The organism is Heliomicrobium undosum (assembly GCF_009877425.1).
Lineage (GTDB): Bacteria > Bacillota > Desulfitobacteriia > Heliobacteriales > Heliobacteriaceae > Heliomicrobium > Heliomicrobium undosum.
Genome location: NZ_WXEY01000014.1, coordinates 44,701 through 70,798 on the forward strand (window position 1 = coordinate 44,701; position 26,098 = coordinate 70,798).

The 26,098-nt window shown below is 60.0% G+C and carries 23 protein-coding genes; 16 read left to right on the forward strand and 7 right to left on the reverse strand.

All coding sequences use genetic code 11. From position 1 onward, the window contains the following. The first annotated feature begins 46 nt into the window (after positions 1-46). Complete coding sequence (locus GTO91_RS12250) at positions 47-1,165, forward strand: GerAB/ArcD/ProY family transporter (protein ID WP_161259015.1); 1,119 nt, start codon at positions 47-49, stop codon at positions 1,163-1,165. After that, on the forward strand, positions 1,158-2,378 hold the full coding sequence (locus GTO91_RS12255; protein ID WP_161259016.1) for a Ger(x)C family spore germination protein: 1,221 nt from the start codon (positions 1,158-1,160) through the stop codon (positions 2,376-2,378). Before GTO91_RS12250 ends, GTO91_RS12255 begins: the two co-directional genes overlap by 8 nt. 14 nt (positions 2,379-2,392) lie before the next feature. On the opposite strand, the gene GTO91_RS12260 is transcribed toward GTO91_RS12255, so the two are convergent. Beyond that, positions 2,393-3,202 carry a UbiA family prenyltransferase gene (locus tag GTO91_RS12260; protein WP_161259017.1) on the reverse strand — a complete coding sequence of 270 codons (810 nt, stop codon included), beginning with the start codon at positions 3,200-3,202 and terminating at the stop codon, positions 2,393-2,395. Between the two features lie 121 nt (positions 3,203-3,323). On the opposite strand from GTO91_RS12260, the gene GTO91_RS12265 reads away from it, so the two are divergent. The 11 genes from GTO91_RS12265 (at position 3,324) to GTO91_RS18685 (ending at position 15,378) form a co-directional block, all read left to right on the forward strand. Further along, entirely contained in the window at positions 3,324-4,688 is a 1,365-nt protein-coding gene (locus GTO91_RS12265) for an NCS2 family permease (RefSeq protein WP_161259018.1), read from the forward strand. A 653-nt stretch (positions 4,689-5,341) separates the two neighbouring features. Beyond that, positions 5,342-5,857: a 5-(carboxyamino)imidazole ribonucleotide mutase gene (purE, locus tag GTO91_RS12270; protein WP_161259019.1), complete on the forward strand. Its 516-nt coding sequence runs from the start codon at positions 5,342-5,344 to the stop codon at positions 5,855-5,857. Positions 5,858-6,146: 289 nt separating this feature from the next. Next, complete coding sequence (gene purB / locus GTO91_RS12275) at positions 6,147-7,439, forward strand: adenylosuccinate lyase (RefSeq protein ID WP_161259020.1); 1,293 nt, start codon at positions 6,147-6,149, stop codon at positions 7,437-7,439. Between the two features lie 104 nt (positions 7,440-7,543). Continuing rightward, positions 7,544-8,260, forward strand: coding sequence for a phosphoribosylaminoimidazolesuccinocarboxamide synthase (purC, locus tag GTO91_RS12280; RefSeq protein ID WP_161259042.1), 717 nt, complete (start codon positions 7,544-7,546; stop codon positions 8,258-8,260). Positions 8,261-8,263: 3 nt separating this feature from the next. Next, the gene (locus GTO91_RS12285; RefSeq protein ID WP_161259021.1) at positions 8,264-8,551 is read left to right on the forward strand and encodes a phosphoribosylformylglycinamidine synthase subunit PurS; all 288 of its coding nucleotides are present in this window, start codon (positions 8,264-8,266) and stop codon (positions 8,549-8,551) included. A gap of 22 nt (positions 8,552-8,573) precedes the next feature. Beyond that, complete coding sequence (purF, locus tag GTO91_RS12290; protein WP_161259022.1) at positions 8,574-10,019, forward strand: amidophosphoribosyltransferase; 1,446 nt, start codon at positions 8,574-8,576, stop codon at positions 10,017-10,019. Between the two features lie 10 nt (positions 10,020-10,029). Then, positions 10,030-11,130: a phosphoribosylformylglycinamidine cyclo-ligase gene (purM, locus tag GTO91_RS12295; protein ID WP_161259023.1), complete on the forward strand. Its 1,101-nt coding sequence runs from the start codon at positions 10,030-10,032 to the stop codon at positions 11,128-11,130. Continuing rightward, positions 11,127-11,732: a phosphoribosylglycinamide formyltransferase gene (gene purN / locus GTO91_RS12300; RefSeq protein WP_161259024.1), complete on the forward strand. Its 606-nt coding sequence runs from the start codon at positions 11,127-11,129 to the stop codon at positions 11,730-11,732. The genes purM and purN overlap by 4 nt, the downstream gene beginning before the upstream one ends. Before the next feature lie 141 nt (positions 11,733-11,873). Next, the gene (gene purH, locus GTO91_RS12305) at positions 11,874-13,466 is read left to right on the forward strand and encodes a bifunctional phosphoribosylaminoimidazolecarboxamide formyltransferase/IMP cyclohydrolase (RefSeq protein WP_161259025.1); all 1,593 of its coding nucleotides are present in this window, start codon (positions 11,874-11,876) and stop codon (positions 13,464-13,466) included. A gap of 36 nt (positions 13,467-13,502) precedes the next feature. Continuing rightward, positions 13,503-14,795 carry a phosphoribosylamine--glycine ligase gene (gene purD / locus GTO91_RS12310; RefSeq protein ID WP_161259043.1) on the forward strand — a complete coding sequence of 431 codons (1,293 nt, stop codon included), beginning with the start codon at positions 13,503-13,505 and terminating at the stop codon, positions 14,793-14,795. Continuing rightward, complete coding sequence (locus tag GTO91_RS18685) at positions 14,740-15,378, forward strand: CBS domain-containing protein (RefSeq protein ID WP_328793804.1); 639 nt, start codon at positions 14,740-14,742, stop codon at positions 15,376-15,378. The genes purD and GTO91_RS18685 overlap by 56 nt, the downstream gene beginning before the upstream one ends. A gap of 210 nt (positions 15,379-15,588) precedes the next feature. On the opposite strand, the gene GTO91_RS18690 is transcribed toward GTO91_RS18685, so the two are convergent. The 6 genes from GTO91_RS18690 to GTO91_RS12345 all read right to left on the reverse strand — a co-directional run bounded on the left by GTO91_RS18690 (position 15,589) and on the right by GTO91_RS12345 (position 21,363). Beyond that, positions 15,589-16,446 carry a methyl-accepting chemotaxis protein gene (locus tag GTO91_RS18690; protein WP_161259026.1) on the reverse strand — a complete coding sequence of 286 codons (858 nt, stop codon included), beginning with the start codon at positions 16,444-16,446 and terminating at the stop codon, positions 15,589-15,591. Positions 16,447-16,671: 225 nt separating this feature from the next. Then, positions 16,672-17,169: a DoxX family protein gene (locus GTO91_RS12325; protein WP_235919573.1), complete on the reverse strand. Its 498-nt coding sequence runs from the start codon at positions 17,167-17,169 to the stop codon at positions 16,672-16,674. A 235-nt stretch (positions 17,170-17,404) separates the two neighbouring features. Continuing rightward, positions 17,405-17,848, reverse strand: coding sequence for a DinB family protein (locus GTO91_RS12330; RefSeq protein WP_235919574.1), 444 nt, complete (start codon positions 17,846-17,848; stop codon positions 17,405-17,407). 187 nt (positions 17,849-18,035) lie between these two features. Beyond that, complete coding sequence (locus tag GTO91_RS12335) at positions 18,036-19,718, reverse strand: divergent polysaccharide deacetylase family protein (RefSeq protein WP_161259027.1); 1,683 nt, start codon at positions 19,716-19,718, stop codon at positions 18,036-18,038. Between the two features lie 126 nt (positions 19,719-19,844). Further along, a complete protein-coding gene (locus GTO91_RS12340) occupies positions 19,845-20,024 on the reverse strand; it encodes a hypothetical protein (RefSeq protein WP_161259028.1) in 180 nt (59 codons plus the stop codon). 121 nt (positions 20,025-20,145) lie between these two features. Beyond that, positions 20,146-21,363, reverse strand: a complete 1,218-nt coding sequence (locus GTO91_RS12345; RefSeq protein ID WP_161259029.1) for a cation diffusion facilitator family transporter — start codon at positions 21,361-21,363, stop codon at positions 20,146-20,148. Between the two features lie 608 nt (positions 21,364-21,971). On the opposite strand from GTO91_RS12345, the gene GTO91_RS12350 reads away from it, so the two are divergent. The 3 genes from GTO91_RS12350 to GTO91_RS12360 are packed head-to-tail and all read left to right on the forward strand — an operon-like array spanning position 21,972 to position 25,848. Next, entirely contained in the window at positions 21,972-23,879 is a 1,908-nt protein-coding gene (locus tag GTO91_RS12350; protein WP_161259030.1) for an efflux RND transporter periplasmic adaptor subunit, read from the forward strand. Positions 23,880-23,881: 2 nt separating this feature from the next. Beyond that, positions 23,882-24,637, forward strand: a complete 756-nt coding sequence (locus GTO91_RS12355) for an ABC transporter ATP-binding protein (protein ID WP_161259031.1) — start codon at positions 23,882-23,884, stop codon at positions 24,635-24,637. Further along, positions 24,634-25,848, forward strand: coding sequence for an ABC transporter permease (locus GTO91_RS12360; RefSeq protein WP_161259032.1), 1,215 nt, complete (start codon positions 24,634-24,636; stop codon positions 25,846-25,848). Before GTO91_RS12355 ends, GTO91_RS12360 begins: the two co-directional genes overlap by 4 nt. Positions 25,849-26,098: the final 250 nt, after the last annotated feature.

Sequence of the window (26,098 nt, forward strand, 5' to 3'; positions counted from 1 at the left end):
AGAATCGCGGAGTGCATCCTTGAGATGAACGGTTGGAGAGGGTAACGTGTACAGGGAAGAAATCTCCATGATCCAGATCGGTCTCCTGATGGGCTCCTTTTTTGTCTCCGGGGCCGGTCTCTATTACCACGGTTTTTTGCTGCACAGCGTTGCTTACAACCCCTGGGCGCCCCTGTTGTCGGGGGTTGCCCTGTCGCTGATTCCCTCGGCCCTGGCCTGGCGTTTTTGCGCCCGCTTTCCTCGTGATAACATCGTCGGCGTCGCGCAAAAGCTGACAGGGCGCTGGCTTGGCATCATCATCACACTGCCGCTCGTTCTCTTCCATCTGGCCTTGCCTTGGCCAGTCTTTCGCATTGCCGCGGAACTGCTTGTGGACGTGCACCTGAACCAGACACCGCCCATCGTCCTTTCCACAGTTCTCTTAGCTATCGCCTGCTGGATCGCCTTAATGGGGACGGAGGTGGTCACGCGGACAAACGATGAGCATCTGGTGATCATCTTTCCCCTGACGGTGGTCATGTTTTATCTCTCCATCGCCGACATCCGTCCGGAACTGGCACTCCCGGTGACCCAGTTTGACTTTTCCTACTGGGGGCGCCTTGATTTTTATGCATCCCTGATGGTCTTTTTTGGTTTTAGTCTGCCCTTGTTCCTCAATGACGCCCTGGGTCACAGCAAAAAAATGTACTGGGTGATCCTCGTCGTGACTATCATCGGGGCCTTTTATCTGTTGTTTAGCCTCTTTCTGATCATCGGGACCTTAGGGATGGAGATGGCCTCCAGTTTTGAACAGCCCTTGAAAGTAAAGATGACCACCTTGCGCCAGATGGTCTTCTTCGAACGTGTCGATATCTTTTTGGTGTTGCTCTGGATGTTCCCGACCACGACGGCCATGGGGGCCATGATCGTCACAGGGGCGCGGGCTGTTGGGCAGTGGTTGAACCTGGCCAATTATCATCCTGTCATCTATGTGTATTTTGTGATCGCCCTGCTCGCCCGTCCATGGTTTGAAGCCTTCCAACAGTCGACACAGTTCCTGCGATGGCTCGGTCCCTTTTGGGGCGTTTTTATGATCGCTACGGTAGGTCTCCTGTTGATCCTGGCCCGCTTTCGCCGAGAAAAGACTGCGCCATCCGGCGGGACGGGGGGCGAGCATAATGGCTAGACGCCGGACGTCACGGGTGCTGTTGGCGGTCCTGTTGAGCCTGTTGCCTGTCCTTGCCGGCTGTTGGGACAAGATGCCCATCGAACGGCGTTTGATGGTGATGAATATCGGATTTGATCTCGGTGAAAAAGATGCGCTCGCCCTGATACCGGATATCCATAATCCAAAACAGTCTGAATCCAACACCCAGCCTACCCCGGAGAAAACGGCCGGTCCGCCCACCCTTTCGCCGCGGCTGGAGGGAGAGACCATTGACGACTGTATCGAGTATTCCAAAAGAATTATGCCTCGCCTGTTGGATTTCGGCTTGGCCGGCACGATCGTCATCAGTGAACGGGCAGCCAGGGAGGGCATTTTCCCCTTCCTGTCCTGGAGCATGTTCCAGGCGCAGGTGCGCCATAACGCCTATGTGCTGGTGTCGGAATCGGATCTGCAGACCCTGTTTTCGTCGAAGACGATCACCTTGGAGGGAACCCAGGGCGGAAATATCTTAGTCAGTCAACTCAACGCGGAAAACCGCTCTGCCGGGATCGCCCGGACCTTTCTCTGGGATGCGTACCGGACGTACCTGGACAAGACGGGTTGCATCACCACCCCCTATATCCGAGCGGAAGAGGGACGCATTTACTACGACGGGTCTGCCGTCTTTCACTACGACAAGATGGTTGGCACATTGAACAACCTCGAAACGGCGCTCCTCACCATGATCACAGAAGAGAGGACCCCTTATTTGTATACCTATCGCTTCGAAGCGCCGGGCGGAGCCGGTGAGCAAAGCAGAGGCGGAGGCGGCGGGCGCGACCCCCAGACGAAAGGACAGATGGAAGCGCGTGATGACAAGGTCAGTGATATCACCGTGCGCATCCAGGAGGTCAAGAGTTCCTACCGCGTTCGACGAGAGGGTCCGGGCCAGTATGCGGCGACGATCCGCATCGATATGACGGGAATGCTTTCCGACGCCAACCCGCCTCAGGTCCGCTATACGATGGAGGATTTCGAAGCCATGAGTGTCCAGGGGAGCCGGGCCATCGTCAGCGATATGAATCGCCTGCTGGAAAAGACGCAGAAAATGAATGCCGATGTGCTGCACATCGGCCGCTACGTCAGGCCCATCAACATCGAAGAATGGCGTGACCTGAATTGGTTCGAGATCTTTCCCAAGATACCCGTCGTCTTTGAGGTGACCCTTCGGGTGCAGGGGGCCACGCGTTGAGACTCTGTGCTTTGTCAACGGCTGAGACAGGCGCCCAGGATCACGACGGCGGCGAGCCAGTGACCGGGATACCCCCCTGCCTGGTCTATCTTCCAGGTGATGGACTGTTGGAGGATATGAAGGGCGGCCGGCAGGGAGAATAGGAGGTAGAGCGCTTTGAATCCGAAGAAGTAGGGGAGCGGAAGCAGGACCGCCGAGAGGGCAAGGACATTGCGGATGAAGCGGCGCGCCTTCGCGAGAGACAGGGCGGGCAACGTCCGGAGGCGGTCCCGGTCCCCCTCCAGGTCCCGCTCATCGCCGATGATCCTGGTCGCCAAGTGCAGGACGCCGATCGCTTCCCCCAGCAAAAACAGGCGGGGGGATAGGGGACCTGTCGCGGCAGCCGAACCGAGCAGAAAGGCCGAGAAGATGAAGGTGAAGACCGATACCCCCCTCCCGATCCAGTGGCGCTCTGTCAGCCGGTGCGCCTGTGGTATGACCACAAAGGCGGACAGCGCCGTCAGCGCCATCGCTCCCGTCCGGTCATGCAGGGCTGCCGCTACGGCAACAGCCAGGATCAGGCAGATAATCCCGAATGTGCGGGCTGCTCGCACAGAGAGCCGTCCCGATGGCAAAGGCCGCTCGGGGTGATTGATCCGGTCTTCTGGCAGGTCTTCAATGTCATCAAAGGCATAGACGCCAGCCACGAAGAGCAGCCCGGACAGCCCTGCGAGGGCGAGGGAAAGAATAGAGCCCCCCTCGATGAATCCGGCGGCTGCTGCAGTGGCGCCGTAGCGCAGGGCCACAAGGGGCCGGCTCAGGTTCCAAAAGTCGATCCAATGCATCAGCATACTCCTTTCATCACCAATAGCCTGCCCTTTGTTGACACTGTTTTTTCGCCTCTGCTAAGATATAGAAGCCACAGGGCGGGCGAACCAAAACTTCAATGAAGAAGGGGACGCCGCCGTGCTGGAAAAACTGTTTCACCTAAAAGCCAAAGGGACCGACGCAGCCACAGAGATCACCGCTGGGATCACCACCTTCATGACCATGGCCTACATTCTGGCCGTCAATCCGGGGATCCTTTCCGCTACCGGTATGAGCAAGGACGCTGTCTTTTTTGCCACCTGTGTGGGCGCGGGGCTCGTCACCATCGCCATGGGGATCTATGTCAATTTTCCCGTCGCCCTTGCGCCGGGGATGGGGCTTAACGCCTACTTTGCCGTCGTCGCCTCCCAGAGGGGCGGCATCCCCTGGGACATGGCCCTCGGGGCGGTCTTTATCTCGGGCCTCATCTTCATCGTGCTCACCGTCACCCAGGTGCGCCAACTGCTCATCGAGGCGGTGCCCACGTCCCTGAAGAAGGCGATCACCGCCGGCATCGGGCTCTTCATCACCATCATCGGCTTGAAGCTGGCCCACCTGACCGTGGCCAGCCTCCACCTGGGACCGTCACTGGGCAATGTGACCGGCTCAGGCGGCTACGGACAACTCCTGTACTTTGAATGGGACCTCATCATCGGCAGTTTCCTGAAACCGGACACCATGTTGGCCCTCTTCGGGCTGGTCCTGACGGCGATCCTGATGTCCATGCGGGTCCGGGGGGCACTCCTGATCGGGATTGTCACGACCACCCTGCTGGGGATACCCATGGGCGTCACCAAAATCGGCGACTTCGCCTTTACCTGGCCCGCCTTCAATGACCTGGCCGTCGGTTCCTTGAACATCGCCGGCGCGCTGGAACTGGGTCTCATCTCTGTCGTGCTGACCTTCACCTTCGTGGAACTCTTCGACACCTTCGGCACCCTTGTCGGCACGGCCGGAAGGGCGGGGCTGCTTGATGAGAAGGGGCGCTCTCCCCAAATCGGCAAAGCGATGCTCGTCGATGCCGCTGGTGTCAGCCTCGGCGCCTTCCTCGGCACCTCGACGATCACCGCCTACGTCGAATCGGCCGCCGGCATCGGCGAAGGCGGGCGGACCGGCCTCACCGCCGTCACCACCGGCGTTCTCTTCCTGCTGGCCCTCGTCCTAGCGCCTTTCTTCCGCCTCATCCCTGACGCCGCCACCGCCCCGGCCCTGATCATCGTCGGCGTCCTTATGATCGGCGTCGTCCGCGACATCGACTTCGACGACTTCACCGACGCCTTCCCCGCCTTCCTCACCTTCACTCTCATGCCCTTCACCTACAACATCGCCAACGGCATCGCCGCCGGCATCGTCTTCTACACGATCCTCAAAGCCGTCACCGGCAAAGCCCGCCAGGTCCACTGGCTCATGTACCTGCTGACGATTCTTGTCATTTGGCGGTATGTGACGCTAGGGGGGCACTAAGCGAGATCGGCTTGTCCCTTTTTATAAGGCTGGCTCAGATGAGTGGGCGATAGGGTGGGATAGATGGGTGAGCGATGTGGGGGCGAGATAGGGAACCCCATAAATCGCGGGTAAGTGACGGGACATTCCATATTGGTAATGAGGGTGTTTATGTCAGGACTGAAACCCCTTTGAAGAGTCCAGGGGTGGCTAGGGTCGGGCGCGGTTTGAGCGGAGCGGCGAAAAAGCGAGCGCAGGCGGTGGAGCGTCAAGGGCGCCATGGTTCACATGCAGAAAAGCCCAGAGGTTTGGCGCCCGAGCGGAACCGCCGAAGCGAGCCGCCGCAGAGCTCTTAGCGACCGGCCCTAGCCACCCCGCGAGTCCTAGCGCGACGAATGTTTTTGTAAAAGGAAAGGTTCCAACATAAAACGGATTTTCGTGAGCCCCTTTGAATAGTCCAGGGGTGGCTAGGGTCGGGCGCGGTTTGAGCGGAGCGGCGAAAAAGCGAGCGCAGGCGGTGGAGCGTCAAGGGCGCCATGGTTCACATGCAGAAAAGCCCAGAGGTTTGGCGCCCGAGCGGAACCGCCGAAGCGAGCCGCCGCAGAGCTCTTAGCGACCGGCCCTAGCCACCCCGCGACGAAGCGATAGGGTTGCAAAAACAAAGGAGGATACCAATGAGCCAGTTAACCGACAAACCCCTCGTCGGCATCATCATGGGCAGCGACTCTGACCTGAAGGTCATGAGAGACGCAGCCGAAGCCCTCGAAGAATTCGGCGTCAAGTCCGAAATGATCGTCGCCTCCGCCCACCGCACCCCTGACCGCGCCGCCCGCTACGCCCAGACGGCTGAGGAGCGCGGCATCGAGGTGCTCATCGCCGGCGCCGGCATGGCGGCCCACCTGCCCGGTGTCATCGCCGCCTTCACCGTCCTGCCTGTCATCGGCGTTCCCCTCCAATCGGGCGCCCTCCGCGGCTGGGACAGCCTGCTGGCCATCGCCCAGATGCCCCCTGGCGTCCCTGTGGCGACGGTGGCCGTCGACGGCGCCAAAAACGCCGGATTGCTGGCCGTCCAGATCCTCGGCGGCAAACACCCCCACCTGCGGGAGAAGTTCAAAGCCTACAAGGAAAAAATGGTCCGCCAGGTAGAAAAGAAAGATGCAAATTTGGGGGATCCGAGACCGGTATTTTAGGTTATAATAGAGTTTGGGATTGAACGATTGTTTTTCAAAACTTGAGGGAAGTGCAGCTCAGGGTTCCGCGTGAAACGGTCTGGACCGAGCGCTGCAAAAAGGGGTCAACGGATGATGTTTACCCTTTTTACACCGGAGGGAGAAAAGCCCAGGCGGATAGGTTCCTTGCATTAGCAAGGCGGGAATCTATCTGCCCGGGCTTTGCTTTTTTGCAAAAACGTAGCGCCATACACGAAGGGACCGTCCTTTCCAGAGGTAGGACGGCGCAGAAATCAGGAGGGGTACAGGGATGATCGAACGTTACACACTCAAAGAAATGGGCGCCATCTGGGCCGACGAAAACCGTTTCCGCAAATGGCTCGACGTAGAGGTGGCCGCCTGCGAGGCCTTAGCCGTTCTGGGCAAGATCCCCCAGGAGGCTTTTGAAGCCATCCGCGACAAGGCCGATTTCAACGTCCAGCGGATCCTGGAAATTGAAGAAGTGACCAAACACGACGTTCTCGCTTTCCTCACCAATGTCGCTGAGTATGTCGGTGAGGAATCCAAATATGTCCACATGGGCATGACCTCCTCGGACGTGCTCGACACCTCCCTGTCCTTGCAGATGCGCGAGGCCGGCGAGATCATCCTCCAGAAGCTGAAGAAGCTGCGCGAGGTTATCGGCGAGCGGGCCAAGGAGCACAAGTACACCGTCATGGTCGGCCGCACCCATGGCATCCATGCCGAGCCGGTCACTTTCGGCCTCAAGCTCGCCCTCTGGTACGACGAGGTGGGCCGCTGCATCAAGCGGATGAACCACGCCATCGACACGATCAGCGTGGGCGCCATCTCCGGCGCTGTGGGCACCTTCGCCCAGATCGATCCCTTCGTCGAAGAATACGCCTGCCGCAAGCTGGGCCTCCGTCCGGCCCCCATCTCCACCCAGGTCATCCAGCGGGACCGCCATGCCGAGTACATGACCACCCTGGCTGTCATCGGCTCGTCGCTGGACAAGTTCGCTACGGAACTGCGCAACCTGCAGCGCACTGACATCCATGAGGTGGAAGAGGCCTTCTCCAAAGGGCAAAAAGGCTCCTCCGCCATGCCCCACAAGAAAAACCCGATCACGTCGGAGCGCGTCGCCGGCCTGGCCCGGGTGCTGCGCGGCAACGCCCTGGCGGCCATGGAGAACGTGGCCCTCTGGCATGAGCGGGACATCACCCACTCCTCGGTGGAGCGCGTCATCGTCCCTGACTCGACGATCCTCCTCGACTACATGCTGGCCAAGATGATCGATATCGTCGCCAACCTGAACGTCTTCCCGGAACACATGCAAGAGAACCTGGAAAAAACCCTGGGCCTTGTCAACAGCCAGCGGGTCATGCTCGCCCTCGTCGACAAGGGCGCCCTGCGCGAGACGGCCTACCACTGGGTCCAGCGCAACGCCCTCAAGGCCTGGGAGGTCAAGCGGCCCTTCAAGGAACTGGTCCTCGAAGACAGCGAGATCATGGAAAAACTGAGCCCCGCCGAAGTGGAAGGCCTCTTCGATTACGACTACCACATCAAGCATGTGGACACCCTCTTCAAGCGGGTCGGTCTGTAAGCTATTCGAAGTCGGTAACCATAAAAAACTCAATAACGGAAACGTAACGATAAGCAGCGTGGTTGTGCAGAAGCGTAGAAAGGGGAGTCAAGTCCATGTCCGAACTGAGCAAACTGGAACAGATCTACGAAGGAAAAGCCAAAAAAGTCTTCCGGACCGAAAGCCCGGACATCTACTGGATCGAGTACAAGGACTCGGCCACGGCCTTCAACGGCGAGAAGAAGGCGGAGATCGAGAACAAGGGCGTCCTCAACAACCGCATCTCGGCCCTCTTTTTTCAATACTTGGCCAAGCAAGGGGTTCCGTCCCACTTCGTTGAACTGATCAACGACCGGGAGATGCTCGTCAAGTCCCTCCAGATCATCCCCGTCGAGGTGGTTGCCCGCAACACCGTCGCCGGCTCCCTGGCCAAGCGCGTCGGCCAGCCGGAAGGCACGCCGCTGGCCAAGCCCGTCCTCGAGTTTTACTACAAGGACGACGCCCTCGGCGACCCGATGATCAACGAATACCACATCGCCGCTATGGAATGGGCCACGCCGGAACAGATGGACGTCATCAAAGTCATCGCTCTCAAGGTCAACGAGATCCTCAAGGAATTCTTGGCCGGCTTGAACATCGACCTCGTTGACTTCAAACTGGAGTTCGGCCTCCACAACGGCGAGGTGCTCCTGGGTGACGAGATCTCGCCCGACACCTGCCGCTTCTGGGACAGCCGGACGAAGGAAAAACTGGACAAGGACCGTTTCCGCCGCGATATGGGCGGCCTTGAAGAGGCCTACCAGGAGATCCTGAATCGACTGGAGAGCAAGCTGAAGGGGTAACCCATGGTTAAAGCGAAGATCATCATCACCGTCAAAGCCGGCTTCCGCGATCCCCAGCGCGAGGCGCTCGAAGAGCGGCTCCGGCAGGGTGGCGACGAGCTGGCCGCGCCTACCATGCCGGCAGCGCAAGCCGTGCCTGCCGGCCTCCGAACGGGTCGCTACGTCGAGTTTCTCCTCGATACGGATGATGTGGAGGCGGCCCGGCGGCAGGCGGAAGACTTCTGCCGCCGGCGGCTAATCAACGAGGTTTTAGAAGCCTTCACCTGTGAGATTGAACCCTTGTCAAACTAATTACACCGGCGGGAGGCCTATCATGTCATACGAATGCACCCACGAGCTTCCTTGGGACAAAATGGAGGAAGAGTGCGGCGTTCTCGGGATCTACGGGCCCGGCAAAGACGTGGCCCGGTTGGCGTACTTCGGCCTCTTCGCCCTGCAGCACCGCGGGCAGGAGAGCGCCGGCATCGCTGTCGGCAATGACCAGGAGATCGTCTTCCACAAGGGCATGGGCCTCGTCACGGAAGCCTTTGACGAGCGGAAGCTGAAGGAACTGCAAGGGAACGTGGCCGTCGGCCATGTGCGCTACTCGACGACCGGTTCCAGCCTGCTCGCCAACGCCCAGCCCCTGATCTTCCGCTACAGCAAGGGCATGATGGCGGTGGCCCACAACGGCAATCTGACCAACGCGTCGGAGATGCGCCACAATCTGGCCGTCACTGGGGCCATCTTCCAGACGACAACCGACACCGAGGTGGTCGTCAACCTGCTGGCCCGCTACGGCCAGTCTTCCCTGGAAGAAGCCCTGATCAAGACGATGATCGATATCAAAGGCTCCTACTCGCTGCTGGTCATGACAGAAAAGCGGCTGTTGGCTGTCCGCGACCCTCACGGCGTCCGCCCCCTCTGCCTGGGCCGCCTGGGTGACGCCTATGTGGTCGCCTCTGAGTCCTGCGCCCTGGACACCCTGGGCGCCGACTTCGTCCGCGACATCGAACCGGGCGAGATCATCTCCATCGATGAAAACGGCCTCGTCTCCCTGAAGGCGCTGACCAAGCCGCGCCGGGCCGCCTGCATCTTTGAATACATCTACTTCGCCCGTCCCGACTCGGTCATCGACGGCATCAGCGTCAACCAGGCCCGCCGGGCCATGGGCCGCCAACTGGCGCGCGAATGCAAGATCGACGCTGACATCGTCATCGGCGTTCCCGACTCCGGCACGGCGGCAGCCATGGGTTACGCCCAGGAATCAGGCATCCCCTTTGACCAGGGCCTGATGAAAAACCGCTACGTGGGCCGCACCTTCATCCAGCCCACCCAGGAGATCCGCGCCCAGTCGGTGCGCCTGAAGTTGAACGCCGTCTCCAAGGCGGTGGAAGGCAAGCGGGTGATCATGATCGACGACTCCATCGTCCGCGGCACCACAAGCGGCAAGATCGTCCAGATGCTGCGCCACGCCGGGGCGAAAGAGGTGCACATGCTCGTCTCCTCGCCGCCGATCACCCATCCCTGCTACTACGGCATCGACACGTCGGTGCGCAAGGAACTGGTGGCGGCCACCAAGACGATCACAGAGATCCGAGAGATGATCGGCGCCGAAAGCCTGCACTACCTCTCCCAGGAGGGGCTGTTGCGGGCGATGACGGAACAAAACCCCGACATCGCCGAAGACAACTACTGCATGGCCTGTTTCTGCGGCAGTTACCCCATTGAAATCCCCATCGGCTTGGACAAGTACGCCATGGAAGGCTGCGGCTGCTAGGAGGTTACCCATGACGGAGCAACAAAAACAGGCAGGCCTGACCTACGCCCAGGCGGGCGTCGACATCACCGCCGGTAACCGGGCCGTCGAACTGATGAAGGGCCAGGTCCGGAGCACTTTCCGGCCCGAAGTCCTCACTGACATCGGCGGTTTCGGCGGCCTCTTCGCCCTCAATGCCCGCAAGTATGAAGAACCGGTCCTCGTCTCCGGCACCGACGGCGTCGGCACCAAGCTGCGCGTCGCCATGCTGATGGACCGCCATGACACGATCGGCATCGACTGTGTGGCCATGTGCGCCAACGACATCCTCGTCCAGGGCGCCGAACCGCTCTTTTTCCTCGACTACCTGGCTGTCGGCAAACTGGTCCCCGAAAAGGTGGCCGCCATCGTCTCCGGCGTCGCCGAGGGCTGCCGCCAGGCCGGCTGCGCCCTCATCGGCGGCGAAACGGCCGAGATGCCCGGCTTTTACGCCGAAGAGGATTATGACGTGGCCGGCTTCTGCGTCGGCGTGGCCGACCGCAAAAAATTGATCGACGGCTCGACCATCCGCCCTGGCGATGTGATGCTCGCCATCCCCTCGTCAGGTCTGCACAGCAACGGCTACTCGCTGGCCCGCAAGGTCTTCTTCGACCATGCCGGCCACAGCGTCGACACCTTCCTGCCTGAACTCGGCAAAACCGTCGGCGAGGAACTGCTGACGCCGACGCGCATCTATGTGAAGCCCGTCCTCGCGTTGCTGGAAAAAGTGGCCGTCAAGGGCATGGCCCACATCACCGGCGGCGGCCTGACGGAAAATATCCCCCGCGTCCTCCCGGCGGGTACCCAGGCGGCCATTGAACTGGGAAGCTGGCCTGTGCCGCCTGTCTTCACCGCGCTCCAGGCCAAGGGGAATGTTGCTGGCGCAGAGATGCTGCGCACCTTTAACTGCGGCGTCGGCTTCATCCTCGTTGTTTCCCCGGAAGAAGCGGACCAGGCTGTCGATATCTTGACGGAGATGGGGGAAACCTGTCACCGTATCGGCGTGATTGAGCAGAACGCCCATGGCGCCGATGCTACGCCTGAGGTGGTCTACTCGGGGGTCATGGTCTGGGAGCGGGGGGAAGCCGAATGACGCTGAAGCTCGGCGTCCTCGCCTCCGGGCGCGGCTCCAACCTGCAAGCCGTCCTCGACGCGATCGACGCCGGCCGCCTCGACGCCCAGGTCGTCATGGTGCTGTCCAACCGCCAGGACGCATTGGCGCTGGAGCGGGCGGCGTCGCGCGGCATCCCTTCCATCTATTTGCCGCCGTCAGACTACCCCCAGCGACCCGACTATGACCGCAAGCTGGCCGAACTGCTGAAAAGCGCCGGCGCCGACGCGCTGCTACTGGCCGGATACATGCGGCTGATCACGACAGAACTGCTGGAGGCCTTTCCCGGTCGGATCATCAACATCCACCCAGCTCTGTTGCCGGCCTTTCCTGGCCTGCACGCCCAGCGCCAGGCCATCGACCACGGCGTTCGCTTTTCCGGCTGCACCGTCCACTTTGTCGACGAGGGGCTCGACTCGGGACCGATCATCCTCCAGGCCGTCGTTCCCGTCCTGATCGACGACAATGAAGACACCCTGGCGGCCCGTATTTTAAAGGAAGAACACCGCATCCTGCCGGAGGCGTTGCAACGGATGGCCGAAGGCCGGCTGCGGATCGAGGGCCGGCGGGTGATCATCGAGTAAGCGCCAGTTTCTCTGGCAGTTTAATATCATCTGCGCGGCCCGTTTCAGTCCTTTGGAGGTCTTTCTAATCTTTCGAATTCCTTTGCAGTCTTTCGAAGCCTTTCCGGCTTTTTTCTTGAACCGAAATTAGGGAGGTAAACCATGAACCGTCGCGCCCTTATCAGCGTCTCCGACAAGACCGGCGTCGTGGAATTCGCCCGGGGTTTGGCTGAACTCGGTTTTGAAATCGTTTCCACCGGCGGTACATACAAGACGATCAAGGCCGCCGGCGTTCCCGTCACCTATGTGACCGAGATCACCGGTTTTCCCGAGATCCTCGACGGCCGCGTCAAGACCCTCCACCCGAAAGTCCACGGCGGCATCCTGGCCCGCCGGACACCGGAACACCTCGCCCAGTTGGAGGCCCATGCCATCGTCCCCATCGACGTGGTGGCTGTCAACCTCTACCCCTTCCGCGAGACCGTCGCCAAGCCGGGCGTGACCCGGGAAGACGCCGTCGAGAACATCGACATCGGCGGACCGGCTATGGTCCGGGCGTCGGCGAAAAACCACGAGTCGGTAGCCATTGTCGTCAACCCGGCCCGTTACGAAGCAGTGCTGGCCGAACTGCAACAGAGCGGAATCGTCTCGGAAGCGACCCGCCGCGCCTTGGCCCGGGAAGCCTTCGCCCATACGGCCGAGTATGATGCCGCCATCGCCGCTTACCTGGCGGCTGAAGAGGGCGAGGGCGACCCCTTCGCAGGCATCTTCGCCCCCGGCAAGGTGGAAAAAGTGCAGGACCTGCGCTATGGCGAAAACCCGCACCAGAAGGCCGCCTTCTACCGCGAAACCGGCTACCAGGGCGCTGGCGCCGGAACGGCAAAACAACGCTGGGGCAAGGAACTGTCCTTCAACAACCTCCTCGACCTGAACGCCGCCCTGGAACTGGCCCGCGAATTCGACCGGCCCGCAGCCGCCATCATCAAGCACAACAACCCCTGCGGCGTCGCCGTCGCAGCCACTTTAAAAGAAGCCTATGAAAAGGCTTTTGCCGCCGACCCGGTCTCCGCTTTTGGCGGCATCATCGCCTTCAACGTCGCCGTTGACGCTGACACCGCCAACGAGGTCGTCAAGACCTTTATGGAGGCTGTCATTGCGCCCTCCTTTGACGAAGCGGCGATCGAGATCCTCCAGCAGAAAAAGGGCCTGCGCATCATGGAAGCAGGACCTCTCGCCAACAGCGCTCCGGCGACAGCCGATGTGAAGAAGATCCGCGGCGGTTTCCTCGTCCAGGAGGCCGACCTGGGCGCCGTCACCGCTGATCAAATCCAGGTCGTCACCGAACGGGCGCCGGAAGAAGGGGAACTGGCCGACCTGCTCTTCGCCTGGAAGGTCGTCAAGCATGTCAAGTCAAACGCCATCGTCATCGCCAAAGACGGCGTGGCCATCGGCGTCGGCGCCGGCCAGATGAACCGCGTCGGTTCGGCCCAGATCGCCCTCGAACAGGCGAAAGACTCTCAGGCCCTCGGCGGCAACAACGGCGTCGATAGCGACAACTGCCCAGCCTCGCAAGGCGCTGTCCTCGCCTCTGACGCATTCCTGCCTTTCAAAGATACGGTGGAAACGGCTGCCCGTTACGGGATCCGCGCCGTTATCCAGCCAGGCGGTTCGGTTCGTGACGCCGAATCGATCGAAGCCTGCAACCGTCTCGGCGTCGCCATGGTCTTCACCGGAATGCGCCACTTCAAGCACTAAGGGGGTATGAAGGTGAAACAATTGAAAGCCACTGGATTGAAAATCCTCGTCGTCGGCGGCGGCGGACGGGAACATGCCCTCGTCTGGAAACTGAAGCAGAGCCCCCGCGTCGCCGAGGTCTACTGTGCCCCCGGCAACGCCGGGATCGCCCAGATCGCGCACTGCGTCGATATCAAAGCCGATGACGTGACCGGCATCCTGACTTTCGCCTGGGAAAAGCGCATCGACTTGACTGTCGTCGGGCCGGAAGCGCCTCTGTCGGCAGGCATCGTCGATGTCTTCAATGACCATGAGATGCGCATCTTCGGACCTACGAAAAAAGCGGCTGAAATCGAGGGCTCCAAGGCCTTTTCCAAGGATCTGATGCAGAAATACGACATCCCGACGGCCGCTTACGGTGTCTTCACCGAGATCGAGCCTGCCCTCCAGTTTATCGACAAACTGGCTGCCACCCGTCTCGCCGAAGCAGGCTGCCCCTGTGTAGTCAAAGCCGACGGCCTTGCAGCGGGCAAGGGTGTCATCGTCGCCGCCGATGTGGCCGAAGCGAAGGAGGCCGTCCGCTCCATGCTGGAGGGCAACGCCTTCGGCGACGCCGGACGGCGCGTCGTCATTGAAGAGTTCCTGGAAGGCGAGGAAGTGAGCATCCTGGCCTTCACCGACGGCGATCATGTGATCCCCATGGTGTCCGCCCAGGACCACAAGCGCATCTTCGACGGCGACCAGGGCCCGAACACAGGCGGCATGGGCGCCTATTCGCCCGCCCCCGTCTACACGGAGGCACTGGCTCGTGAAGTCGAGAAGACTGTCTTGCTGCCCACCGTCCAGGCGATGAAAGCCGAGGGGCGGCCCTACCGGGGTGTCCTCTATGCCGGACTGATGGTCACCGCCCAGGGGCCGAAGGTGCTCGAATACAACGCCCGCTTCGGCGATCCCGAGACACAGCCGGTGCTGATGCGCATGCAGACCGACCTAGTCGACGTCATCGAGGCTATCCTGGAAAACCGCCTCGATCAGCAGCAGATTGAATGGAGCAGTGACGCCACCGTCTGTGTCGTCATGGCCGCCGGCGGTTATCCGGGGGACTACGAAAAAGGCAAGCCCATCTCCGGGCTTGACGATGCGCTGCCCGGTGTCGAGGTCTTCCACGCCGGCACAGCCCCTAAGGACGACCAAATCGTCACGGCTGGCGGGCGCGTCCTCGGCGTGACGGCCAAAGGGCCGACCATCCGTGAAGCCATCGACCTGGCCTACCGGCAAGTGGAACGGATCCGTTTTGACGGCGTACAGTTTCGCAGGGACATCGGACGTCTCGCCCTGGAGCGATTGTAACAACGGCGTCGCAGCGGCGACTGACAAACGTCTGTTCAGCGACGGACCCGACTGTTTCCTGCCCGGCTTCAAAGGGCCGAAAGAACTGGCAGGCATGAAAGCCGCAAAAAAAGCCATCCTAACCTTCGAAAGCGAATCGAAGGAGGGATGGGCGTTGCGTCCTTTGCGTGAGATCATGACCCGCAGCATTTCGGCCGTTCGGCCTGACGAAACCATCATCGAGGCCGCCAAGATCATGACCCGGCTCAACGTTGGCGCAGTCCCTGTCGTAGAAGGTCAAAAGTGTGTCGGCATCATCACCGACCGAGATATCGTCCTGCGCGTCGTCGCCAAAGGAATGGATCCCCGCGGCACGACCATTCAGTCGGCGATGACGAAGGATCCGATCACCGGCACGCCCGACATGGACATTCACGCGGCCGCCGACCTGATGTCGGACAGGCAGATCCGGCGTCTGCCCATCATTGAAAAGGACCGGCTGGTCGGCATCGTCTCACTCGGTGACTTGGCCGTGACAAACATTTACCGCAATGAAGCCGGTGATGCCCTCGGCGAAATCTCTGAGCCGTCGAGACCGATGTAACAATCAACAGTTTCATGACTCACGACAATGACTCACAACGAAGAGTCACGACGATGCCCCTTGCAATAAAGCGTACTAAGCCTTATGAAGCGAATACAGCGAAATGAGAAAAAGCCGGCAGATCAGCCGGCTTTTTCGTCGCTAAGAAAGCCTCTGCCGTTGCCGGTCAGAGGCTTTTCTATCATAGATAGGTTGGACAAGCCCATTGAGTTACAATTTTTCCGCCAATTCGGCGAGCTTTCTGCCCGCCTCATTGAGCACCTCGACCATGCCGGCAATGTCCTGGGTGGCTCGCGCCTGTTCTTCGGCAACAGTGCTGTTTTGCATGACCCCGTCGGAGACCTTTTCAATGTTCCCCTTGAACTGGCTTAAAAGGGTATTGATCTCGCGGGCGGAACCGCCGCTTTCCTCAGCGAGTTTGCGCACCTCGTTCGCCACTACCGCGAATCCCCGGCCTTGCTCGCCGGCGCGGGCCGCTTCGATGGAGGCGTTGAGGCCGAGCAGTTTCGTCTGGTTGGCGATGCGCTGGATGAAACCAATGATGTTGGTCGTTGCCTTGACATGTTCCAGCGTCTCGACAGTGACGTTGGCCAGGGCCTGGCTGTTCGCGGCCAGTTCCTGCGACGAGGCCGTGATCTGCTGGACCGCCGCCATGGCCCGTTCCAGCGACTCCGTGATTTCGCCGATAACCGTTTGCAGTGTCGATTTCATCTCGTCGTCGTGGAGCATTTTTGCCAGCAGCCCAGAGGCCACCTTGGCGACGGGCGTCACCAACTCTAGCTTGCCGCCGATCCCGAAGGTGCCGATCTTGACGCCGTCCACCTTGACGGCCAGATTGATGCCTACCTTTACGGCGCCCCCTGAGTTGATCTCATCTTCTTCCGTAATCGAGATCGTATCGATGTCGGTTGTCATGATTCTCTTAGAACCGGCATGCATATTCCCTACACGGGTATGGCTGGAATCAGCGATGATGCGGCCCGTGGTATCACAGACAATCGAATGATAGCCCGTCTGCCGGTTGATAAACTCCGTAAGTTCCACCGCTGTTTTTTCGGTGAGAATCATGGGATCACACTCCTTAAAAAAGCAAACCGGTCATCACCGGCGCATAACACGACCTTTTCTACGATATTTCGACAACATAGCGATTGTTCCTCCTATCACAATAGGAAATTTAACAATCCATTCGTATGTAATTAAGGTCCTATGCGGATGGAGACCGGTTTGCCCAAAGGAAAATCGGGGCATGTCCAATCTTGTTGCGTAGGTAAAGGGGCAGGCATTGCCCCTTTACCCCGGAGATATTCGTCGCTGGAGGGCAGGCATGACGTACCGGTCCAGGCCGATCGCCCAGGCGACGGGGCCGGCGGTGAGGAGGAACAGTTGCAGCGCCAACAACTCCGGGTTGGTGCTCGATGTGCCGGCCCAAAGATAGGCCAGGTTCATGATGGCGCCCGCCAATGCCGCAAAATAGGTGAAGAAACCGAGGATCAGGGCGATGCCGACAAGCACCTCGCCGTAAGCCACCAGATAGGAAAACAACTTGGCATTGGGCAACGCCACGGCGCGGATAAAGTCAGCATACCAGCCATGGACCTCCGGGTGGGCGCCTTCACCGGCCTTGGCCAAAGCGCCGTTCAAGAATCCCGTTACGGCCACGCCGGCCTTATCACCGGTCCAGACCGGATTATTCACTTTCTCCAGACCGGAAGTCAACCATTGATAGCCGACCCATAGGCGGACGAGCAGCCAAAGCAAAGCCATATTTGACCGTCTGAGGATTTCCAAGTCGAGAAGCCTCCTTTCTACTGTATGAATTTCGGGATGTTTTCCAGGGAGCGGTCTTTTCAGGGCGCAGCGTCACTTGGAGAACAAAATCACGGAACGGTTTACCCGAACGGAACAAGTCATTTCCTATGATGCGCTGCACCGAAAAAAACATGTAAAAAAACTCCGCCGGTTGTGCGGCGGAGAGAAAGGGTTGCAATCCTTGATAACGGGTCGGAACTCCTATTCTGACAGATCAAACGCTGGGCGCTTCCATGCCGTAGCCGCTCCATTCCTCGCGGGAGGGGCCGTAGACACCCGGAACGGTGAGGCCGGCCTGGCGCATCAGCACCGTCATCTGGCCGCGGTGGTGAGACTGGTGGCGGATGAGGACACCGAGGGTAAAACCGTTGGTCCAACGTTCGCCCGGATAAAGCTCTTTTTCCTCCTGGAGATTGGCGTCGGACCAATGGCGCTCGACGGCGGCGGCGAGAGCCTCCGCAGCCTGACGGTAGCCGTCGGCGATCTGCCGGGCCGAAGCGGGAACGGTCGATTCATCAATGTTCACTTCCAGCGATAGGCCAGTCCGTTCCAGCATCTCCGGGATGGTGGCGACGATGTGCCAAGCCATACGGCCGAGGGTGCGATCCTGAGCGGTGACAGCCTGCTGAAGCGATTCGTCAGTCAGCGCGTCCATCATTCGCTGTGTCGACTCCGCCTCATACCGCCAGTACATGAGGAAGTCACAGACTGTGGTGAACAGGGGAATCGCCTCCTTCGTGTTCGAAATCGTTAGAATACTTGTTTTGCCTTAAATTCCATAACCTAGATTCGCGATGAAGCATTGCTTTTCCTGCCCAGTCGCAGCATTCGCGCCGGGGATCCCATCATTTAGTTGCCGAGAGGTTGCCCTTGACTAAAGCGGCGTCGTGGGCGGCGCTGTGACTGTTCACCAAATCGGATACGAATACGAGATCAACACCCATCTTTTCCAGCGGGCCGATCGATTCTCGGATGGCCTGGGCAGCCGTCTTGCCCCGGCTTCCCACGTGGCCGATGGCGACAGCCTGCCCCTGCTTGAGGGCGAGCCGACCCGCTTTCATCAGTTGGCCTTTGATGTAATTCACGTCGTTCTTCTCATGGTCGAGGAAGACATCGCGCCGGATGATCGGCACGCCGATCTCCTTGGCAAGACGGGGGAAGACGGAATCGGAGACGGTGACGCTGTCCACGAAGTACCACTGCCGCTTTTTAATCTCCTCCAGCGTCGTCAAGGCAGAGGCCTCATCACGGCTGATCACGATGCCCATGTGATTGTTGACGCCAGAAGCGAAGGGCATCACATCGCGGGCGTCATCGAGGAGAGCGGCGATCTGTTCCCGTTGCATATTGGCGGTGACGTAACGAGGACCGTGCCAAGCCGTAGGCACGTGATCCGATTCCATGGGGATGTGGATCATCACCTCAAAACCGAGGTGGTGGGCCCGGGTCGCCAGTTGTTTCGAATCCTTGAAAAAGGGCATCACGGCCACAGTCAACGGGCGATTAACGGCCAGGATCTCTTCAACGCCGCCGGCGTAGTTGCCGAGGTCGTCGATGATGATGGCCAGCTTGCCTTTAGGCGGTAATGCTGCTGGATCAGCCTGCGGATCGCCGATCACGGCGCTGCCAGCTTGCGGCGCCGGGGCTAAGACCATATCGGCGGCGCTTTCGCCAGGACCATCGCCCGGCCCATCGCTCTGATGCCCCCAGCCCGGCCACAACCACTCAAAGAAGGTCTTCTTCACTGGTTCCTGGTTGACGTACTTGACAACACCGTCGGCGATCTTCTGGGCAAGGGCGTTGCGGAAGTCGGCTTTCAAGAAGAGCGCCCGGTCTTGGTAATTGGTGATAAAGCCCATTTCGACGATAACCGATGGCATCTTGACGTACTCGAGAACGAAGAAGTCGCCGCCATAAGGCTGGTGGCGGTAAAACTCGCCCCGTTTGGCATAGTGGGCGTAATAGCCGTTCAACTCTTTTTGCAGGGTGTGGGCCAGTTCCTTCGATTGGTCTGTAAAGGGTGTTTTGGGGTGGTAGAGGAGGATGGCGCCGCGCATCTGGGGATCGCGGGCTGAATTGATGTGCAGGCTCAGGAGCAGATCGCCCTCTTTATCGTTTGCCCAGCGGACACGGTTGGTCAGGTCGGTCCGGTAGCGCTGCGGATGGTCAGGCGCCAGGCCGCTGAGATCAACATCGCTCTCGCGGCTGAGCAAGACCTTGGCCCCCAGCGCTTCCAGGCGCGGCTTCAGGATTTTGGACATCTCCAGGTTGACTGTCTTCTCCAGGAAGCCTTCCTTTGTGTTTGTTCCGCTGTCGATCCCGCCGTGGCCCACATCGATCAGGATTTTTTTTCCTTCGAGCGGCAGTTTGTCCGGCGCCGGACCCGGCGGGAGGTCTGGGGGTTGAAGATAGGCGTAGACGCCTGCAGCCGCGATCAGCAAGGCGGCGATGCTGATCAAGAGAAACAGCGTTCTCCGCCGGATGAGCCAAAAGCGGGATTTTCCCAAGATGCGTCTGAGCAGAGTCATCGCGACGCCTCCCTGCCGGCGCTTCTCGCCATGTAATGCGCTTAGAAAAAGTTACGCCCCTAAAGGGAAACAAAGACTAACAAAACAACAGCCCCCCAAAGCCCATAGCGGCCTGGGGGGGCATGCTTATCGACCGGTCGGTTCGGGAATCCTCCCTTCGTCGTCGTGATGGCGGCAATTCGTGTTTTCTTCAAGGCCTTCCGGCTCCCCATCGAGGTCGTGGAGCAGATGCCGCATATCGTCGTCGCGGCTGCGCAGGAGGACCTGCTTTCCGATGTAGGCGCCATCCTTGCCGATAAATTTCATCACCGTCACCTCCTGGTAACAGGCTTATGTGCCGGCGCGTCCCTTTAAGGCAGGAAAGGTCCTCCAGAATAAAAAAAACGCTCCTCCCGCGTAAGCAGGAAGAACGAGTGGGGGAAGCAGGTTAACTGGCGGCCACATTGTCACCGCTGTTTTCACAGTTAGAAGCAGCGGTGACGGTCATCACTGCTTTGCCGGCCTTGGCGGCAGGCGCAGGGGACACCTTCAGGCCTGCCGTCCTGGAAACTCGGGTCACCTTCGCGCCGGCGGCCTTGGCGCTTCGGGCACGCTTTTTGAAAGGCTGCACATTGTGCATATTCGTTTCGTCGTCAGCGGCTGCCGCGACGGGATTGACTTTTCGGCGCAATCGCCCATACTCGCGGGAACCCCAGCGGCTCAAAGCATCATCTTCATGGACGCTCAGGGTCACATTGTGGATGTTGGGGTATATCTTTTTGAGGCGGCGCTGGATCTCATATTTCACGTCTTCCGCTTCGGAGACAGACATGTCTTCAGGCAATTCAATCGTGCCGTCCACATCGAGGTAGGAACCTTCCTGAACGACATCCAGTTCGTAGAGGTCCTCGACGCCCTCCACCTCCATGATCGCTTCACCGATCTCGTCGACCACCTCTTCCGGCGCCGTATAGCCGATGAGGCCCTTGACGTTCTCCGAGGCGATCTTCAGGGCGATCCCGAACAGCAGGACGCCGATGCTTACGCCGGCCAACCCGTCGCCCCACGGGGCGACGCCCAGATGGGCGGCGGTGATGCCGGAACTGGCGATGACGATGGCGACCGTGGCCAGGAGGTCTTCAAAAAAGACGAGGCGCGTTTCCGGCGAGGCCAGGTGATACTTGGAGAAGGACAAGCGGACGAGGGCGAAGCCCCGGGCATCCGATTCGGCCTCCCGACCGATGTCCTTCATGGCCTGGTAGAGGACGAAGCCGTCCACAAGCAGCGATGCGAGCAGGACAGCCTGGTTCCACCAGAAGCCGGAGACGGGGTGGGGGTGCAGCATGGCGCCGTAGGCCGATTGGATGGTGCGCAGGGCGTTGTAGGCCATGAAAAGGGCGACAAAGAGAACGATCAGATTGGACAGTCGGCCGAAACCGTTGGGAAAGGTGGACGTTGGTTTGCGGGCGGCGAAGACGGATCCGGTGAAGACGGCCGCCTGGGCGGAACCGTCGTTGAAGCTGTGGACCGCTTCGGCCTGCATGGCCGGGGAACCAGTCGCCATGAAGGCAACCCATTTGAGCACGGCGAGAAAGTAGTTTCCGAGTGCGCTCTGGAGCGCCGTGTAGTTGGCCTGTTTCAGCAAGGCAACTGCTTGCTTACCCAAGTAGTTTTTTCCTCTCCTTTTGCCATGGGGAAGACGAACAACGACGGGTGATGCCTATACGTTGGAAGAAATAAAGCAGTTCGTTGCACGCCCGTTGATAGAACAACAAGTATACCGGTGAAAGAACAACAAAAATGACCAGTGTGATATCAATGTATTGAGTCGGGGTCATTTTTAATCCCTATTGTAAACGATTTTTGCGGCCCCTTCCATGGGCGGATCAGCGCAAGGAAGCGCTGGATAAGGGAATTCAGGCTTCTGGGAGCATTCCGCGCAGGTGGAGCCGATCTTCTTGCCCGCTAGCGAGGAATCTCTGGTTCTCTCAACGTTTTTCTTAAAAAGGGTGTTGACAAAGGTCATGTATTTTGTATAAAGGGGCCGATTTGACGTGAATTTGCCGGATAATCGCTTTCGCTCCGCAGCGCCATCGCTAAGAGTCCACGAGAAAATTTGCCCGACCAGCCCTATGCCGACTTTGGCAGGCAATGGGTGCTTTTCCGATAAGACAGTGCTGGTTGCCGATTGCACTGAATAGTACAATAACATTGTATCGATAGGTCTTACAATATATCACAGGAAATCGAAAGTAAAGTAAGGAGCAATGCCTGATGTCTACACCGAGGCAAAAGGCGATCGCTGCCGCGCTGGCTGTGATCGTCCTGTCAGGGGCCGGATACGGTTACTACGCGCGCGAGTCGGCTGCACGGGAAAGCGCGCAGGCTGTCCAGTACAGCGCTGTTGAACTGGGAGACGTGACCGAAACAGTCTCCGCCTCCGGCGCGATTCAGACGCCCCAGCAGATTAAACTGAGCTTCACCGCCGGCGGCGGCCGGCTGACCTCCGTCGCCGTCAAGGTGGGCGATCGCGTCCAGGCCGGCCAGACGATCGCCACCCTCGATGACGCCAACGCCCGCGCCCAGATCGCCAGCGCCCAGGCTAACGTCGCCTCCGCCCAGGCCAAGCTGGAACAGACCCGCCGCGGCGCCACCGCAGAGGCCGTCGCCCTCCAGCAGGCCAACGTGGACAAGGCGAAAGCCGCCTGGGACGGGGCGAAGCAGGCCTATGAAAACCAATTGGTCCTCTACAACGACCGCAGCGCCGCCCAGCAGGCCGTCGTCAACGCCCAGAACCAGGTCGATACGACGGCCATCCAACTGCGCAATGCCCAGGCCGGCCTGGAAGCCGCCAAGGCCAAACTCTCCGCCGCCCAGGCCGGACCCTCTGAGGCGACCTTGAACGCCTCCCGGACGGCCGTTGAGGTGGCCGAACGGCTGTTAGTCATCGCCGAGGACCAGTTGAACAACGCTCGCATCCAGTTGAACGACGCCTACGCCACGCCGGGCCCCATCGGCCCCGATGGGTTGCCGACAGCCAACACGTCCGCCATTCGCCAGGCCGAATCGGTCTACAACCAGGCCCAGTCCTCCTACAACCAGTCAAGAGTCAACCTGGCCAACGCCCAGAAGCAACTGGCCGACCTGCAGGCCGGGCCGGATGCCAACGTCCTCGCCCAGACACTGGCCGCCGTTAACCAGGCGCAAGCCTCGGTCGATCAGGCCCAGGCCAGCCACAACGCCGCCAAACAAGCCCTGACCTATGCTCAGCAGAACTTTGAAAACCGCAACCAGGCCAAGGCCCAACTGGACCAGGTGAAAAACAGCCTCGACCAGGCCGAAGCGGCTTACAACGCGACCGTGGCCCAGATGAACCAGACCCTGGCCCCCCCGGACAGCGCCGCCATCACCGCCGCTCAGGCGACGGTTGCCCAGGCCCAGGCCGCGCTCCGCCAGCAGGAGGTGGCCCTCAATAACCTGAAGCTGACGTCCCCTATCGACGCCATCGTCGCCCAGGTGAACGGCAATGTGGGCGAATTGCCTTCCGCCGCGACACCCCTCGTCGTCCTCAATGACGCGAACGGCGACAACTTGCAGGTGATGGCCCAGATCAGCCAGAGCGACGTAGGCAAAATCCAGGGCGGCCAGCCGGCCGAGTTCACCGTCTCCACCTATCCCGACAAGACCTTCCAAGGCGCCGTGCTCATGGTCTACCCAGAGGCGGTTACGACAAACGGCGTCACCAGTTACAACGTGCAACTCTCTGTCGACAACGCCGAAGGACTCCTCAAGCCCGGCATGACAACGAGCGTCACTATCACCACGGGATCCCACCAAAACGTCATCTTCGTCCCTGCCCAGGCCTTGAAGGAGCATGATGGCGTCACCGGCGTCTATGTGGCACCTGATAGTGTCGCGAGCGGTCAAAGCGATCAATCTGCGCAAACCGCTCAATCTGATCAGAACAGCCGTTCCAGCAAAAACACGGCCCCTGTCTTCCGCCCCGTCGTCACCGGCCTTTTCTCGACAGACCGCGTCGAGATCGTCGCAGGCCTCAGCGAAGGTGAGCGCTATGCCCTTTCCAACACCTCGACGGAGAAAAAAGCGTCTGCCGGCGCCTTCAACTTCGGAGCGGCCAAGTCGAACGGCGCCGCTGCCGTCAAAACCGGGGGAGGGAAGTAGTCATGAACCCGGTCATCCGCCTCCAGGACATTGAAAAACACTACCGCATCGGCGATCAGGAGATCCGGGCGCTGCGCGGCGTCAGCCTGGAGATCAATGAAGGTGAGTTTGTCGCCATCATGGGCCCCTCCGGCTCGGGCAAGTCGACGATGATGAACGTCATCGGCTGCCTGGACAAGCCCTCCCTCGGCGAATACTACCTGGACGGTCAAGCCGTCTCCAAAGCCGCTGATGACGAACTGGCCCACATCCGCAACAAAAAGATCGGCTTCATCTTCCAGAGCTTCAACCTGCTCGCCCGGACCGAAGCCGTGGAAAATGTGGAACTGCCCATGCTCTACGCCGGCGTCAGCGCCAAGGACCGGCGCCGGCGGGCGCTGGCCGCCCTGGAAGCGGTGGGCCTCGCCAACCGTATCCACAACAAGCCGAACGAACTCTCCGGCGGCCAGCAGCAGCGCGTCTCCATCGCCCGCGCCCTGGCCAACGACCCCGTCATCCTGCTCGCTGACGAGCCGACGGGCGCGCTCGACTCGAAGACGACGACGGAGATCCTGAGCATTTTTCAGCAACTGAACGACGCCGGCAAGACGGTCATCGTCGTCACCCACGAAGCGGAAGTGGCCGAACACGCCAAGCGGGTTGTCCGCTTCCTCGACGGCAAGATCATTGAAGACAGTCCCGTCACCCAGCGCCGGCTGGCTGGCGGCGGGGAGGCCGGAAAGGGGGAGGCCGTTAACGGGGAGGTGGCCTGCGCGTGAACATCCGGGAGACGATCCGCCTGGCCTTTCGCAGCGTCAAGGTGAACAAGATGCGCTCCTTCTTGACGGCCCTCGGCATCATCATCGGTGTCTCCGCCGTGATCACCCTCGTCGCCATCGGTCAGGGCGCTTCCAGCAGCATCACCGACCAGATCCAGGGCCTTGGCAGCAACCTCCTCATCGTCTCACCCGGCCAGGCCTCCCAGGGCGGCGTTCACATGGGCGCCGGCACCTTGAATACCTTGACGCCGGAAGACGCCAACGCCATATCCAAGCTCCGCAGCGTGTCCGCCGTTTCCCCGAGCGTAACCAGGCAGGCGCAACTGGTCTACCGCAACCAGAACATGAGCGCCACCGTCGAGGGCACGAGCGCCGACTACCCCCGTGTTCGCAGCACAGAGTTGCAGGCGGGACGCTTTTTTAACAAATATGAGGTCCAGGGCCAGGCCAATGTGGCCATCGTCGGCGCCAACGTGGTGGAAAACCTCTTTGGCGACCGCGACGCCGGCGTTATCGGCCAGAAGATCGAGATCAAGCAGATCCCCTTCACCATCATCGGCGTCCTGGAGAGCCAGGGCGGCGGCATGACCAACAACGACGACCGCGTCTTCGTCCCTGTCACCACCGCCATGAACCGCCTCTTCGGCATGACCAAGGTCAACACCATCTACGTTTCCGCCCTCTCCACCGACGTCATCGACCAGGCCCAGGCGGAAGTGACATCGACCCTGCGCATCCAGCACAATCTCTCGACCAGAGAGGACAATGACTTCTCCATCACGTCCCAGGCCCAGATCCTGAACACCGCCCAGGGGATCACCGGCATTATGACCTCATTGCTCGCCGGTATCGCCGCCATCTCCCTCATCGTCGGCGGCATCGGCATTATGAACATCATGCTCGTCTCAGTGACCGAGCGCACCCGCGAGATCGGCATCCGCAAAGCCATCGGGGCCACCCGCGGCGTCATCCTGCGTCAGTTCCTCATCGAATCCATCGTCCTCAGCCTCGCTGGCGGCATCATCGGCATCATCATCGGCGTCGGCGGCTCCCAACTGATCGGCAGCATGACCGCCTTGACGACGAAAGTGACTTTGACGCCAGTGCTTTTCTCCTTCTTCTTCTCCATGCTCGTCGGCGTCGTTTTCGGGGTGTACCCGGCGAGGAAGGCGGCGAGTTTGAATCCGATTGATGCGTTGCGGTATGAGTAAGGTAATCTAGAGGGATTAAAGATCACAGATTCCGCAATATGCTTTTTTAGCGCCTCTGCCATTCTTGGCAGGGGCTTTATTATCGTCACAGCTGCCTTGCATATTTTTAATCTTTATCGATGGAGCCGGCAGAATTCAGATCAGAAAGGAACAGCGCTGTATTTGGGAATTATGGTCACCCTAGGTTGTTTTTTCTGGTTTATCATTGCGCTATTTGCTTTCTTTATTAAATAAACTCGTGTCGTCCTTT

Coding starts and splice junctions, on each gene's coding strand:
- GTO91_RS12255 (WP_161259016.1), top strand. CDS start 1,158: ATGGCTAGACGCCGGACGTCACGGGTGCTGTTGGCGGTCCTGTTGAGC.
- GTO91_RS12260 (WP_161259017.1), bottom strand. CDS start 3,202: ATGCATTGGATCGACTTTTGGAACCTGAGCCGGCCCCTTGTGGCCCTG.
- purE (WP_161259019.1), top strand. CDS start 5,342: ATGAGCCAGTTAACCGACAAACCCCTCGTCGGCATCATCATGGGCAGC.
- purB (WP_161259020.1), top strand. CDS start 6,147: ATGATCGAACGTTACACACTCAAAGAAATGGGCGCCATCTGGGCCGAC.
- GTO91_RS12285 (WP_161259021.1), top strand. CDS start 8,264: ATGGTTAAAGCGAAGATCATCATCACCGTCAAAGCCGGCTTCCGCGAT.
- purF (WP_161259022.1), top strand. CDS start 8,574: ATGTCATACGAATGCACCCACGAGCTTCCTTGGGACAAAATGGAGGAA.
- purM (WP_161259023.1), top strand. CDS start 10,030: ATGACGGAGCAACAAAAACAGGCAGGCCTGACCTACGCCCAGGCGGGC.
- purN (WP_161259024.1), top strand. CDS start 11,127: ATGACGCTGAAGCTCGGCGTCCTCGCCTCCGGGCGCGGCTCCAACCTG.
- purH (WP_161259025.1), top strand. CDS start 11,874: ATGAACCGTCGCGCCCTTATCAGCGTCTCCGACAAGACCGGCGTCGTG.
- GTO91_RS18690 (WP_161259026.1), bottom strand. CDS start 16,446: ATGATTCTCACCGAAAAAACAGCGGTGGAACTTACGGAGTTTATCAAC.
- GTO91_RS12330 (WP_235919574.1), bottom strand. CDS start 17,848: ATGATGGACGCGCTGACTGACGAATCGCTTCAGCAGGCTGTCACCGCT.
- GTO91_RS12335 (WP_161259027.1), bottom strand. CDS start 19,718: ATGACTCTGCTCAGACGCATCTTGGGAAAATCCCGCTTTTGGCTCATC.
- GTO91_RS12340 (WP_161259028.1), bottom strand. CDS start 20,024: ATGAAATTTATCGGCAAGGATGGCGCCTACATCGGAAAGCAGGTCCTC.
- GTO91_RS12350 (WP_161259030.1), top strand. CDS start 21,972: ATGTCTACACCGAGGCAAAAGGCGATCGCTGCCGCGCTGGCTGTGATC.
- GTO91_RS12355 (WP_161259031.1), top strand. CDS start 23,882: ATGAACCCGGTCATCCGCCTCCAGGACATTGAAAAACACTACCGCATC.